This is a genomic window from Mesorhizobium sp. WSM4976, assembly GCF_029625685.1.
Classification (GTDB): domain Bacteria; phylum Pseudomonadota; class Alphaproteobacteria; order Rhizobiales; family Rhizobiaceae; genus Mesorhizobium.
The window spans coordinates 1-13,901 of sequence record NZ_JARTVT010000035.1; the positions used below are offsets into that span (position 1 = coordinate 1).

Here is a 13,901-nt window from a genome sequence, read left to right on the forward strand (position 1 = left end):
TCCGGTGCTCGCGCCGCCGACGCGGTGACCGTCGCCGAGCCGGAACCGGCCGAATACGTCAAGATCTGCGACGTCTACGGCGCCGGCTACTTCTACATCCCGGGCACCGAGACCTGCCTGCGCATCGGCGGCTACGTTCGCTATGATGCCGCCGGCGGCGACATAGGTTCGTTCGATGGCGCTCGCAGCGGCGACGTCAAGGACGGCAAGGACCAGGGTACTTGGCTGAAGAACACCCGCTTCACGCTGAAGACCTGGACAGGCCAGGAAACCGAGCTCGGCACGTTGAAGACCTATACCGAAATGCGCATGAATTTCGGTAATCACAACGCCGACTATGCCATCAACTCGGCTGAAAATAAGTCCTTTGATCTGCACTTCGCCTACATCCAGCTCGGTGGCCTGCGCGTTGGTCTCGACGAATCGGCCTTCGACACGTTCGTCGGCTACGCGGGCAACGTCATCAACGATACGCTGGTCCCCTACGGCGGCTTCCAGACTAACAAGATCCAGTACTACTTCGACGCCGGCAACGGCTTCTCGGCTGTGGTCTCGCTCGAAGAAGGTTCGGGCGGTGGCAATCAGACCTTTGGCCATTATTACGGCGTTGGCACGATCGACTCTTATGTCCCGCACATCGTCGGCGGCGTGAAGTGGACGCAGGGTTGGGGCGCCATCACCGGTGTCGTTGCTTATGACAGCAACTACGAATCGGTGTCCGGCAAGGTTCGCTTGGACGTGAACGTGAACGATGCGATCTCGCTGTTCATCATGGGCGGCTTTGGTTCCAAGAGCCACCTCGAGGATTCAACCTACGTTGACTTCGCTGGCGGTCGCGGCTTCTACAAGCCGTGGGGCGGCAGCTGGGCAGTGTGGGGCGGCGGCACCTACAAGTTCAACGAGAAGGCCTCGTTCAACGCGCAGATTTCTGCTGACCAGTGGAAGAATCTTGGCGTTGCGGCTAACGTTGCCTACACGCTGGTTCCGGGCTTCACGGTCACGGCCGAAGTGGACTACCTCCATGCTGGCAAGTTCGGCGACGCGAACCCGCTCGGCGAGAACTTCACTTGGACCAATGCCACCAAGAAGAACAGCGTCGGCGGTATCCTCCGCTTCCAGCGCGACTTCTAAGGTCGATATCTGTAAGAGACGAAAAACCCGGCGGGCGACTGCCGGGTTTTTTCATTGAACGCGCTCGTCGGAGCGAGCTTGCCGCCGCGCTATGACGACCCATCACGTTCGAGGAACCGCTCTGCCTTTGGCGCAGTTCCGGCCAAAACGGGCGGAGATCGTGACCTGCTGTATCACGCCGCGCGTCCGTTCGGACATCGCGGCGGTGCGACACCAAATTGGTGCCCGATATTTTCTAAGAGTGATTGCGAATCGGTCAGGCGCTGCCGATTGTGTTTGCTCGGACCGGCTTCATGGGATGACGACCCTCAAAGTACACGAAGACCGGACGCAAGCGACGCGCTTCCAAGTCGTTGCTTTATTGATGCTGGACCAGCGCCACCATGCGCTTGCCTGAACTTCACTGGCGGTCAGGTGTCCGCAAGATCCCCCAAGGCTTCGACAAGGGGCTGAATCTCACTTTCGTAATTCTTCCAGCGCTTCACGGAGGATTTGTAGATCGGCTGACGGACCTGCCACCGGCTTGGCGTTGTGACGGCCCCTTCCCTGTCAAAGAAGCGCAAGCACGCATCGTCCCACGGCAGCCCGAGATAATCGATGAGACGGCGCGACTGCGCCTCCTGGTCCTCCACAAGTGTCTCGTAGCGGTTCTCGAAAATGCGGCCCGGGAACACCTCGTTCCAGTGACGCATCAAGCGGTCGTATTCGCGATAGTAGAGGCCGAGCGCCTGCAGGTCCGTATTATAGCTGTGCGCCGAGCTGAAGGGCAGGACATAGCATGACACGCAATTGTCGATGGCATCGCGGCGACAGTGAATGATGCGCGCATTTGGGAACAGAAGCGTAAGCAGGCCGATCAATTCGAAATTATGCGGCATCTTGTCGATGATACGCTGCGCGGCCGGAGCACGCTCCCGCAGATAGGAAAGGTGCTCCTCGGCCAACGTCTTGGACAAGTCTTCGGTGATCGTCGCGATCGGTTTGTTCAAATCGGAGGCGGAGGCGTTCAGGCCGATCGCATTCGCCACCCGCCTCAGCTTGCTGAGCTCGCCCGCCCCGTGGACCTCGGGATGACTGGCGCATATCTGTTCGGTCAGCGTAGTACCCGAGCGCGGCATGCCCACCACGAACACAGGTGCTTCGGAAGGATTACCGTAACCAGACCTTGCCGCAAACAAGTCCGGCGTGAAGGTTTCAATCGTCAAGTCTACGAAACGACGATACTGGTCGATGTCGAACTTGTAGCCTTCCGCTTGCTTCGCCTTCTTGAAATGGCCGAAGGCCTCCGCAAAGCGCTTGAGGTCATTCTCCACCTTGCCGGCGGCATAGTTCAAACTCGCTCTGGCCTCCGGCGTAAGTCCCGGACTGGCCAGATCGCGAAGGATCGACTGCAGTTCGGCGGGCTCCTCATCGAACTTTCGGGTCTGCACAAGGTCGTAGTAGGCGGCCGCCACGTCGACGCGACGTTCGATCGCTTCCTTGAGATAGGAGGCGGCCTCATCCATACGCCCAAGGCCGGTGAGCGCAGCCGCTATTCCGATCCGCGCCTTAGGATGATCGCGGTTGACCTTCAGCGCTTTTTCATAAAGTGGCAAAGCCAGATCGGGTTTGTCGAACTGGGTGTAAATGCGCCCCAAGGCACAAAGGGCCTCCACGAGATCAGGCTGCACTTCCAGGGCATATTGGATATGGTTGATCGCTGCCGAATATTCACTCAGCTTGCCGTAGGCCTCGCCGAGGCTGAGATGGTAATAAGGATTCTTGGGCTCCTCAGCAATCGCACGTCCGAAATAGCGCAGAGCCGCTTCGTCGTCGTAGCCTAGGCAGAGGGTGCCCATGATGTACAGGGCCAGCGGATGGTTTGGCGTCCGGGCCAGCACCTGCAAACACAAGTCCTGGGCTTCACTGAGCCGTTTGGCTTGCTGATGCTCATAGGCGTTCATCAGCAACGCGTCATCGGCCTGCACGCGGGCAAGCGAATTCGCTTTCTGGAGGCTGGGCTGTGGTGGGCTTGCCTGTGGCCATCTGTGCTTCGGCGCAGGGCCGGACTTCAGGTGCTTGGACCAGGCGGGCGACAAACGGTTGCTCATTGACTTTCGCTAGCAAAAACAACCGCTCAAATCCAGCCGCGCCGCGCCGAGCGTCATCACATTGTCGGCAGAATCAAACCGCGCGATCGGTGCCATTGATGGCGAATATTGGCGAAGTCTTTCGCGCAACTCGATCCGGCTTATATCTCGGCCAGATCGCCTAACGCTTCGATCAACGGCTGGATCTCGCTTTCATAATTCTTCCACCGTTTGACGGACGATTTGTAAATCGGCTGGCGAACCTGCCACTTGCTGTAGGTATTTACCGGGCCATCCCTGTCAAAAAAGCGCAGACAGGCATCGTCCCAGGGCAGCCCGAGATAATCTATCAGGCGGCGCGATTGCTCCTCCTGATTTTCAATCAAAGTCTCATACCGATTTTCGAAGATGCGGCCCGGTAGAACCTTGTTCCAGTGTCGAATTAGGCGGTCATATTCCCGGTAGTAAAGACCCAGTGTTTCAAGATCAGTGCTGTAGCTATGCGCGTCAGTAAATTTCAGGATGAAGCAGGAAATGCAATTGTCGATGGCATCGCGCCGGCAATGAATAATCCGTGCGTTGGGAAAGAGAATACCGATTAGTCCGATCAACTCGAAATTGTGAGGCATCTTGTCGACAACTCGAAGCGCATTCGGAGCCCGCTCTCGAAGATAAGCAAGGTGCTCCGCCGCCAGCATTCCGGACAGCTCAGCCGTAGTCGAGGTGATTGCTTCATGCAGATTCTCACTAGAAGCGTATCCAAGGCCGATTCCGTTCGCTATCCGCCTGAGTTTGCTCAGTTCGCCCGCGCCATGAACATTGGGATGGCTGGCGCAGATCTGCTCCGCCAGTGTCGTGCCAGAGCGCGGCATTCCGACGACGAACACCGGCAGCTCTGAGGGATTTCCATGAGCAGCCTTCGAGGCAACCAGTTCGGGTGTGAAGGTTTCGATCATGGCGTCAACCCAGAGACGGTAATTCTCCAGATCGAATTTGCGGCCGGCTTGATTTCCTGCTTTGAAGTGGTCCATCGCTTCCTTGTGGCGACGGAGGTCATTGAATACCTTTCCAGCAGCATGATGGAGCTGCTGTGCTCCCTCCGACCCGTGTTCTTGTTTTCGAAGCTCCGTCAGGATAGCCGCGAGTTCGGGTGGCTCTTCCGTGAATTTGCGCGTGTGTACAAGTGCGTTGTAGGCAACCGGCACCGAGATGCGCTGATCTATTGCCTCCTTCAAATGAACCGCGGCTTCGTCCATACGACCGAGGCTTGTGAGCGCGTGGGGCAGCCCCATCCGAGCCAGAGGATGATCTGGATTGATCTTGAGCGCCTTCTCGAAAAGCGGCAGCGCCATTTCCCCCTTATCAAACGCATTGTACGCGTCACCCAAGGCGCAAAGCGCTTCCACCAGGTCCGGCTTCAATTCCAGGGCGTGCTGAATGTGGCTGATTGCCGGCGTAAATTCGCTGAGCTTCAGATACACTTCGCCGAGGGTAAGATGGTAGTAAGGATTTTGCGGCTCTTCTCCAACTGCCCGAGCAAGATATCGCAAGGCTTTCTCGTCGTCGTGTCCGACCCCGAGCGTCCCCAGGATGTAGTAAGCCAACGGATGGTTTGGCGTTCTTGCCAGAACCCTGAAGCAAAGTTCCTCAGCCTCCGGCAGCCGTTCTGCTTTCTGCAACTCATATGCCTGCCTCAACAGCATGTCGTCGGCCTGCGCTCGCGATGGACCGGGCTGCGGTTTGATTGTTGGTGGTGCAGCTTTCGACGACGCTGTCTTCGCGGCCGGTTGAGTTTTCAGGTGCTTTGCCCAAGCGGGCGGCAATCGATTGTTCATCCTGTCTCGCTAGCAAAACGGGCCTGCAGAATCCAGCCTTGAACGCATTTCCGCAACTTGCGCCCCTGTGTCTCCCACGCTAGCAAGAACACCCCTTCACCACGCGAGCCTGTGCCATGCTTCGTCGCCCTTCCCTCACGCCGATCATCGGCGCGCTTCCCACCACGGTGCCGTTCGTCGGTCCGGAGGCGCAGGAGCGCGAGCGCGGACGGCCGTTTCGCGCCCGCATCGGCGCCAATGAGAGCAGTTTCGGGCCCTCGCCGCGCGTCATCGCCCGGATGGAGAGCGTCGCGCGCGACCAGTGGATGTATTGCGATCCCGACAATTACGACCTGAAGGTTGCGGCGGCGGCGCATCACGGCGTGGCCGTCGAGAACGTGGTCGTCGGCGAAGGTATTGACGGCCTGCTCGGCCTGGTGGCTCGCATGTATGTCGCCCCGGGCGACGCGGTGGTGACCTCGCTCGGCGCTTACCCCACCTTCAACTTCCACATCGCCGGCGTCGGCGGCCGCCTGGTGACGGTGCCTTATGCCAACGACAAGGAAGACCTGGACGGGCTCCTCGCCAAGGTCGCCAGCGAAAAGGCGCCGCTGGTCTATCTCTCCAATCCCGACAATCCGATGGGAAGCTGGTGGGAGGCGCCGGATGTCGTCCGCTTCATCGAAGCGCTGCCGGAAACCACCATGCTGGTGCTGGACGAAGCTTATGGTGAGCTAGGCCCAGCCTCGGCGCTGCCGGCGATCGATGTCGCGCGGCCGAACGTCATCCGCATGCGCACCTTCTCCAAGGCCTACGGGCTGGCCGGCATACGCTGCGGCTATGCCGTGGCGGAGGCCGAGGTGATCCGCGACTTCGAAAAGATCCGCAACCACTACGGCGTCAGCCGCATGGCGCAGATCGCAGGTCTCGAGGCGCTTGCCGATCAGGACTATTTGCGCTCCGTGGTGGCCCGCGTGGCCGCGGGCCGCGAGCGCATCTCAGCCATCGCCAGGCAGAATGACCTGAAACCTTTGGCGTCGGCGACCAATTTCGTCACCATCGACTGCGGCCGCGACGGCGCCTTCGCGCTGAAGGTGATGCAGAATCTCTTGTCGCGCGACGTCTTCATCCGCAAGCCGATGGCACCACGGCTCGATCGCTGCATAAGGATCAGCGTCGGCCTCGACCACGAGCTCGACATCTTGGGCGAGGAACTGCCAGGCGCGCTGGCGGCGGCGCGGGGTAATTAGCCTCGGTCGCATCCGGCAGCGTCCGGCCTGTTGCCTTTAGCTGGTCCTGTGCCAGATTCCGGCTTGACGCACGGAGCATGAACGATGCGGGGCCAGCAACGAGCAGTTCAGGCGCGTATTTCCGGCAGGGTGCAGGGTGTCAGCTATAGAATGTGGACACGCGGCGAAGCCGTGCGCCTCGGCTTGACTGGTTGGGTCCGAAACGAAAGCGATGGTTCGGTATCGGCGTTGATCGCCGGCGCCGACAGCGCCGTCGGCGCGATGATCGAACGTCTGTGGCAAGGGCCGCGGGGCGCGGCTGTCTCGAAAGTCGAGATAGTGGATAGCGCTGCCGATGCGCCGGCGGACTTCAAGATCGTCATCTAGCTTCAACGGGCGCGTCGCCTGCCGTTGGCAGCTTCCGTCAATAAAGGGTTGAATTAATTAAACGTTCGTTTTATTAATTCATCCCGAGAGGCGAACATGGCGCGTACCACAGGCTCAGACGGGGAAAAGACCGAGGCGGCAGTCCGCGAGGCGGCTGTCAGCCTGATCGCGCGCCTGGGTTATGAGGCGATGTCGATGCGGCAGCTGGCGGCGGAGGTCGGCGTGCAGGCGGCTGCGCTCTACCGCTACTTTCCGACCAAGGAATATCTGCTTTTCACCTTGATGCGAGAGCATATGGAAGGTCTGCTCAGGGCCTGGGACGCGGCGCGGCCGGCGAGCGCCGATCCGGTCACCCGGCTTGCCGCCTATGTCGAGAACCACATCGCCTTTCACATCGAGCGGCGCCACGCCACCCATGTCTCCAACATGGAGTTGCGCAGCCTGTCGCATGAAAGACTGACGCAGATACTGAAGATGCGCACGGCCTATGAGAAGGAGCTGCGCACGATCCTGCGCGACGGCGTCGAGGCCGGCGCTTTCGAGATCGACGATACAGGCCTGACTGCCATGGCGCTGATCCAGATGATGACGGGCGTCATCGTCTGGTTCCGGCCGGACGAGCGGCTGTCGATCGCCGAGGTCACCGCATCATATCTTTCGATGACAATGCGCCTGGTCGGCGCGACAATCAGCCATGGCACCGCGCGTCCTTCCAGGCGCGCCGGGAACGCCGCGGCACTCTGATACAGGCATGATCCCGCGAAGACCGGGGCGTGCGCAGGGAGGAACGGCATGTACACGAACACGCTCAGTTTCGGACTTGATCCCGACATCGAGGCGCTGCGCGACACCGTGCGGCGCTTCGCCCAGGACAGGATCGCGCCGATCGCGGCGGAGATCGACCGCTGCAACGAATTTCCCGCGCATCTGTGGGGCGAGCTCGGCGCGCTCGGCCTGCTCGGCATCACCGCCGACCCTGATTTCGGCGGAACCGGCATGAACTACCTCGCGCATGTCGTGGCCATGGAGGAGATTTCGCGGGCTTCGGCCTCCGTCGGCCTCTCCTACGGCGCGCACTCGAATCTCTGCGTCAACCAGATCAATCGCTGGGCCACGCCGGCGCAGAAGGAGAAGTACCTGCCGGCCCTCTGCTCGGGCGAAACCGTCGGCGCGCTGGCGATGTCGGAGCACGGAGCCGGCTCCGACGTGGTGTCGCTGAGGCTGCGCGCCGAAAAGCGCAACGACCGCTATGTGCTCAACGGCTCGAAAATGTGGATCACCAACGGCCCCGACGCCGGAACGATGGTGGTCTACGCCAAGACCGATCCGGAGCGGCATTCGCGCGGCATCACCGCTTTCATCGTTGAAAAGACTTTTGCCGGCTTTTCGGTCGCTCAAAAGCTCGACAAGCTCGGCATGCGCGGCTCCAACACCGGTGAGCTCGTCTTCGAGGATGTCGAGGTGCCGTTCGAGAATGTGCTGCATGAGGAAGGGCGCGGTGTCGAGGTGCTGATGTCGGGGCTCGACTATGAGCGTGCGGTGCTTTCCGGAGGACCGATCGGGCTGATGGCGGCCTGCCTCGACGTGGCTGTGCCTTACGTCCATGAGCGCAAGCAGTTCGGCCAGCCGATCGGCATGTTCCAGCTGGTGCAGGGCAAGCTCGCCGACATGTACACGACGATGAACGCCGCGCGGGCTTACGTCTATGCGGTTGCCGCCGCCTGCGACCGCGGCGAGACCACGCGCAAGGACGCCGCCGGCTGCGTGCTCTTCGCGGCCGAAAAGGCGACGCAGATGGCGCTCGACGCCATCCAGCTTCTCGGTGGCAACGGCTATATCAACGATTACCCGGCGGGACGGCTGCTGCGCGACGCCAAGCTCTACGAGATCGGCGCCGGCACCAGCGAGATCCGCCGCTGGCTGATCGGCCGCGAAATCATGGCGGAGGGGGTGTGATGCCCCTCTCCGCCATCTCAACCGAACGCCTTGGGCAGGTCGTCGGTTGGCTTGGCGACGATCTGATGCGCGTCGCGCCACAGGACCTCGCGCTGATGCGCCGACGTGATCGGCCGCACCGGCAAACCGCCTTCCTCGATCAGCCAGGCACAATAACGCGCACGACTGATCGCTTCCCTGGCGTCCGGATGGAACCAGCAGATGCCCCAGATCGAATTCCGTCGCTTGAAATGCCGGCCAACCCGGCCTGGAATGGGCAGATGCCGGTTGAACCAGTCGAACTGATCGTCCAATTCGTCATGGATCCAGTCCGGGCATCCGTTGCGGTACAGGTACCAGGACGCGTGGAAAAAGCCGGTCTCCACCCGGCTGTTCGGATGGATCAGCGGCGTTACAAACCGCAAATACATGATGACACCCACAGCGCCAGCGTGCGCCGTGTTCCTCTTGCTCCGATTCGGGACGTGGAAGGCCGCCCTTCGGCGGCGTCAGGCCATTGCCGAAGGGAGACATCTGGTGAAACGCATATCCATGCTTTCCATCGTCGCCTCCTGAGGGTGTCATACGTACAAAAGATGCCACGCTTGGCACGCGGCATCCGGGCGCGGGCTGTTACACTGGTTCCGCTACGGCATCAAGAGGTGTGAGGAACAAATTGGCCACACTGCAAACCCAGGTTTCTCCCTCCTCCGACACCTTCCGCGCCAATGCCGAGCGCATGCGGGAAATGGTCGCTGACATTTCCGAGAAGGCGGCAGGCATCGAGCGCGGCGGCTCCGACGAGGCGCGCGAACGCCACGTCGCGCGCGGCAAGCTATTGCCGCGCGAGCGGCTGGCGCAGCTGCTCGACACCGGCTCGCCCTTCCTCGAGGTCGGCCAGTTCGCGGCTTGGTCGATGTATGGCGAGGACATTCCGTCGGCCGGCATCATCACCGGCGTCGGCCGGGTCGAGGGCACGGAGGTGATGGTCGTCGTCAACGACGCGACGGTGAAGGGCGGCACCTATTATCCGCTGACGGTGAAGAAGCATCTCAGAGCGCAGGAGATCGCGCTGCAGAACAATCTGCCCTGTGTTTACCTCGTCGACAGCGGCGGCGCCAATCTGCCCAACCAGGACGAAGTCTTCCCCGACCGCGAGCATTTCGGCCGCATCTTCTACAACCAGGCCAACATGTCGGCGGCCGGCATCCCGCAGATCGCCTGCGTGATGGGTTCCTGCACGGCGGGCGGCGCCTATGTGCCGGCGATGTCGGACGAGACGATCATGGTGCGCAACCAGGCGACGATCTTCCTCGGGGGGCCGCCGCTGGTGAAGGCGGCCACGGGCGAAGACGTCAGCGCCGAGGAGCTTGGCGGCGCGGATGTCCATACCAGGCTTTCCGGCGTCGCCGACCACTACGCCATGGACGACGAACACGCCTTGGCCATTTGCCGGCGTATCATCAGAAACCTCAATCGGAACAAGGCCGTAAGCCTCAATCTGCGGGAACCGATTCAACCGCTTTACGACCCGCGGGAACTCTACGGCGTCGTGCCGACCGACCTGCGCCAGCCCTACGACGTGCGCGAGGTGATTGCGCGCCTTGTCGACGGTTCGGAGTTCGACGAGTTCAAGCAGAATTACGGCACGACACTGGTCACCGGCTTCGCGCACTTGCACGGCATGCCGGTCGGCATTCTCGGCAACAATAGCGTGCTCTTCTCGGAAAGCGCGCTGAAGGGCGCGCATTTCATCGAGCTCTGCTGCCAGCGCCGCATTCCGCTGATCTTCCTGCAAAACATCACCGGATTCATGGTCGGGCGCAAATACGAGTCCGGTGGCATCGCCAAGGACGGCGCCAAGCTGGTGATGGCGGTCGCCACCGCAAAGGTGCCGAAGCTCACCGTGATCATCGGCGGCTCGTTCGGCGCCGGTAATTACGGCATGTGCGGCCGCGCCTATTCGCCCCGCTTCCTATGGATGTGGCCGAACGCGCGCATCTCGGTGATGGGCGGCGAGCAGGCGGCGACCGTGCTGGCCATGGTCAAGCGGGAAGGCATCGAGCGTAAGGGCGGTGAATGGAGCGCCGAGGAGGAAGCGAAGTTCAGGAAACCGATCCTGATGAAATACGAGCATGAAGGCCACCCCCTCTATTCCTCGGCGCGGCTCTGGGACGATGGCATCATCGATCCGGCCAGAACCCGCGAGGTGCTGACGCTCAGCCTTTCGGCGGCGCTCAACGCCGGCATCGAGAAGACGAAGTTCGGCGTGTTCAGGATGTGACGATGAGCATCAGCGATCGGATCCGCATCCACACCGGCGACATCACCAGGCTTTCGGTCGACGCGATCGTCAATGCCGCCAATTCCTCGCTGCTCGGCGGCGGCGGCGTCGACGGCGCCATCCACCGCGCGGCCGGACCGGATCTGGTCGCCGAGTGCCGGATGCTGAACGGCTGCAAGACCGGCGACGCCAAACTGACCAGAGGCTACCGCCTGCCGGCGCGTTTCATCATCCACACGGTCGGTCCGGTCTGGCAGGGCGGCGGCGAGGGCGAGGCCGGCCTGCTTGCCTCGTGCTATCGGCGCTCGCTCGAAATCGCCACCGACCAAGGCTGTCTAACGATCGCGTTCCCAGCAATCTCGACCGGCATCTACGGCTATCCGAAGATCGAAGCGACCGGCATTGCCGTCGACACCGTAACCGACTTCCTGCGACAAGACACGCTTCTAGAGACCGTTACTTTCTGCTGCTTCGACGAACAGACGGCTGAACTTTACGGGCAAGCCGTTGCTGTTCTTGGAGAGGGCTGAACTTATGGATCAAAAGATTCCCTGGTGCAGACAAAGGCGAACCATGTCTGAATGGCTAGCTCAGGCGAAAAATATTCGGTACTGCTCATCCTGCATTTTCAAATGGGGATGGGCTCAAAATGGGATTGAAATACTCACGACAAGCGATCGCCTCGATACTTTCGGGATTGCTTATGATTGTCGCGCCCAGTGTGGGCTCGGCGGAATCGCTGGCTGGAAAGATCGGCGACAAACGCTTTGCCCCAACTCTCTCGCTCGATCCGAAGGAAGCCTGTTACAAATCCTACCTTGCCTATATCGGGGCGAGCGGCCATTCGGCTTACGCCACGACGTTCTATTCGCGCGTCGTGGATCTGCACATTTTCTGCAGCGTAAAGCTGAACGCCCCTTCGCAGAAGGCAGCAGAGGATATTGCCTTGCGCGCCTGTCAGAGCGGCTTCAAAAGGTGGAAGGTCAAAACTGCGAGCGGCGGCTGCGCGATCGCGGTTTCGAAGTAAATCGGCGCCTACTGGACTGGCGCCGCCCGACGCAAAACCGGGAGGCTCCATGTTCGGCAAGATCCTGATCGCCAATCGCGGCGAGATCGCCTGTCGCGTCATCCGAACCGCCCGCAGGCTCGGCGTACGCACCATGGCCGTCTATTCCGACGCCGACGCCCGCGCCTTGCATGTCGAGATGGCAGACGAGGCAGTGCATATCGGCCCCTCGCCTGTCGGTGAAAGCTATCTGCGCGGCGACAACATAGTTGCAGCGGCGCTCGCGACCGGTGCCGAGGCGATCCATCCCGGTTACGGCTTCCTGTCGGAGAATCCGGACTTCGTCGACCAGGTGACGGCGGCAGGCCTCGTCTTCATCGGTCCGGGCGCCGCCTCGATCCGCGCCATGGGATTGAAGGACGCCGCCAAGCGGCTGATGGAGGCGGCCGGCGTGCCGGTGGTACCGGGTTATCATGGCGAGGCCCAGGAGATCGTGCTGCTTGCCTCCAAGGCGCGCGAGATCGGTTACCCCGTTCTGATCAAGGCGCGCGCCGGCGGCGGCGGCAAAGGCATGCGCCGCGTCGACCATCCCGACGATTTCTCCGAAGCGCTGTCGGGCGCGCGGCGCGAAGCGAAAGCGGCCTTCGGCGACGATCGCGTGCTCGTCGAAAAATACGTCGACAAGCCGCGCCATATCGAGTGCCAAGTGTTCGGCGACAATTTCGGCAATGCCGTGCATCTTTTCGAACGCGACTGCTCTGCACAGCGCCGCCACCAGAAGGTGATCGAAGAGGCGCCTGCCCCCGGCATGACGCCCGTGCTGCGCAAGGCGATGACGGAGGCAGCCGTAAAGGCCGCCAAGGCGATCAACTATTCGGGCGCCGGTACAATCGAGTTCATCGTCGATGCTTCCGAAGGTCTGAAGGCCGACCGCTTCTGGTTCATGGAGATGAACACCCGGCTGCAGGTCGAGCACCCGGTCACCGAAATGGTCACCGGCGTCGACCTTGTCGAATGGCAGTTGCGTGTCGCGTCCGGTGAAAAGCTGCCGAAGACGCAAGGAGAGATCGCCCTTTCCGGCCACGCTTTCGAGGCTCGCCTCTATGCCGAGGACGCCGCAAAAGGCTTCCTCCCGGCAACCGGCACGCTGCATCACCTCAAATTCCCCGAGTCAGCCCCGGATGGCGCCGCGATGCGCATCGAGACCGGCGTGCGCGCCGGCGACGCGATCTCGCCCTACTATGACCCGATGATCGCCAAGCTGGTGGTGCACGGCAAGGACCGGACCACGGCGCTGGGCGCGCTGCGCGAGACGCTGGCGCGGACGGAAGTGGCCGGCTCCACCGTCAACACCGCCTTCCTGGCGGCGCTCGCGGCCGACGCCGATTTCACGGCAGGCGATGTCGATACCGGACTGATCGGCAGGCATCGAGAGGCGCTCACCGAGATCCCCGCGCCGAACGACGAGACGATCGCCGCCGCGGCGCTGACCGCGACCGACGCCGGCGCGCCAGGTGCGGCCGCCGATCCTTGGTCGACGCTTTCAGGCTATGCGCATTTCCACACGCTCGCGCGCCGCATCCGCCTGCGCCATGGCGAGGAGAATATCCTGGCGCGGGTGTCGGCACGGCCGGACGGCCGTTTCCGGGTGGCGCTGGAAGCGCCGCATGATGCGGTGAACACGCATGATCTGAGGACCATGCCGCGCGCGGTCCGCTGGCCAGGCCATGTCACCGTCTTCGAAGGCGCGGTGGGTTACACCTTCACGGTTCCCGATCCGCTGGCCAAAGCCGACGAGGCGGGTGGCGCCTCGGGCAGCCTGCGCGCGCCGATGCCGGGACTGGTCAAGCTGGTGCGGGCCGCGGCTGGCGATGCGGTGATCAAGGGCCAGCCGCTTCTGATCCTCGAGGCGATGAAAATGGAACACATGATCGCCGCCCCGCATGACGGGTTGATCGCCGAGATCGCGGCCGAGGGTGCGCAGGTCAGCGACGGCACCGTGCTCGTGCGATTCGCGGACGACAGCCGCGGCTAAAACGAAAATGG

General features: G+C 61.8%; 12 protein-coding genes. 9 read left to right on the forward strand and 3 right to left on the reverse strand.

The annotated features are described in order from the left end of the window. A partial coding sequence (locus tag P9272_RS31055; protein ID WP_278163778.1) for a porin occupies positions 1–1,131 on the forward strand: 1,131 nt, incomplete at its 5' end. A gap of 410 nt (positions 1,132–1,541) precedes the next feature. Here the strand turns inward: P9272_RS31055 and P9272_RS31060 are convergent. Together P9272_RS31060 and P9272_RS31065 are read right to left on the reverse strand one after the other, a co-directional pair. Then, positions 1,542–3,221: a tetratricopeptide repeat-containing sulfotransferase family protein gene (locus tag P9272_RS31060; RefSeq protein ID WP_278163780.1), complete on the reverse strand. Its 1,680-nt coding sequence runs from the start codon at positions 3,219–3,221 to the stop codon at positions 1,542–1,544. A gap of 140 nt (positions 3,222–3,361) precedes the next feature. Further along, positions 3,362–5,035, reverse strand: a complete 1,674-nt coding sequence (locus tag P9272_RS31065) for a tetratricopeptide repeat-containing sulfotransferase family protein (RefSeq protein ID WP_278163782.1) — start codon at positions 5,033–5,035, stop codon at positions 3,362–3,364. 116 nt (positions 5,036–5,151) lie between these two features. On the opposite strand from P9272_RS31065, the gene P9272_RS31070 reads away from it, so the two are divergent. From P9272_RS31070 to P9272_RS31085, 4 genes are all read left to right on the forward strand, one after another. Beyond that, positions 5,152–6,264 carry a pyridoxal phosphate-dependent aminotransferase gene (locus tag P9272_RS31070; RefSeq protein ID WP_278163784.1) on the forward strand — a complete coding sequence of 371 codons (1,113 nt, stop codon included), beginning with the start codon at positions 5,152–5,154 and terminating at the stop codon, positions 6,262–6,264. A gap of 84 nt (positions 6,265–6,348) precedes the next feature. Further along, positions 6,349–6,630: an acylphosphatase gene (locus P9272_RS31075; protein ID WP_128257598.1), complete on the forward strand. Its 282-nt coding sequence runs from the start codon at positions 6,349–6,351 to the stop codon at positions 6,628–6,630. A gap of 96 nt (positions 6,631–6,726) precedes the next feature. Beyond that, a complete protein-coding gene (locus P9272_RS31080) occupies positions 6,727–7,374 on the forward strand; it encodes a TetR/AcrR family transcriptional regulator (RefSeq protein WP_278163786.1) in 648 nt (215 codons plus the stop codon). Between the two features lie 48 nt (positions 7,375–7,422). After that, positions 7,423–8,586, forward strand: coding sequence for an isovaleryl-CoA dehydrogenase (locus P9272_RS31085; RefSeq protein ID WP_278163788.1), 1,164 nt, complete (start codon positions 7,423–7,425; stop codon positions 8,584–8,586). A 17-nt stretch (positions 8,587–8,603) separates the two neighbouring features. Here the strand turns inward: P9272_RS31085 and P9272_RS31090 are convergent, their stop codons facing one another. Further along, positions 8,604–8,996 (reverse strand): hypothetical protein, encoded by a 393-nt coding sequence (locus P9272_RS31090; protein ID WP_278163790.1) that lies wholly within the window; start codon positions 8,994–8,996, stop codon positions 8,604–8,606. A gap of 245 nt (positions 8,997–9,241) precedes the next feature. Here P9272_RS31090 and P9272_RS31095 point away from each other — a divergent pair, with 245 nt between their 5' ends. From P9272_RS31095 to P9272_RS31110, 4 genes are all read left to right on the forward strand, one after another. Then, a complete protein-coding gene (locus P9272_RS31095; RefSeq protein ID WP_278163792.1) occupies positions 9,242–10,849 on the forward strand; it encodes a carboxyl transferase domain-containing protein in 1,608 nt (535 codons plus the stop codon). 2 nt (positions 10,850–10,851) lie between these two features. Further along, on the forward strand, positions 10,852–11,379 hold the full coding sequence (locus P9272_RS31100; protein WP_278163794.1) for an O-acetyl-ADP-ribose deacetylase: 528 nt from the start codon (positions 10,852–10,854) through the stop codon (positions 11,377–11,379). Between the two features lie 119 nt (positions 11,380–11,498). Continuing rightward, complete coding sequence (locus tag P9272_RS31105; RefSeq protein ID WP_128257592.1) at positions 11,499–11,876, forward strand: hypothetical protein; 378 nt, start codon at positions 11,499–11,501, stop codon at positions 11,874–11,876. Between the two features lie 49 nt (positions 11,877–11,925). Further along, entirely contained in the window at positions 11,926–13,890 is a 1,965-nt protein-coding gene (locus P9272_RS31110; protein WP_278163796.1) for an acetyl/propionyl/methylcrotonyl-CoA carboxylase subunit alpha, read from the forward strand. The last annotated feature ends 11 nt before the right edge of the window (positions 13,891–13,901 follow it).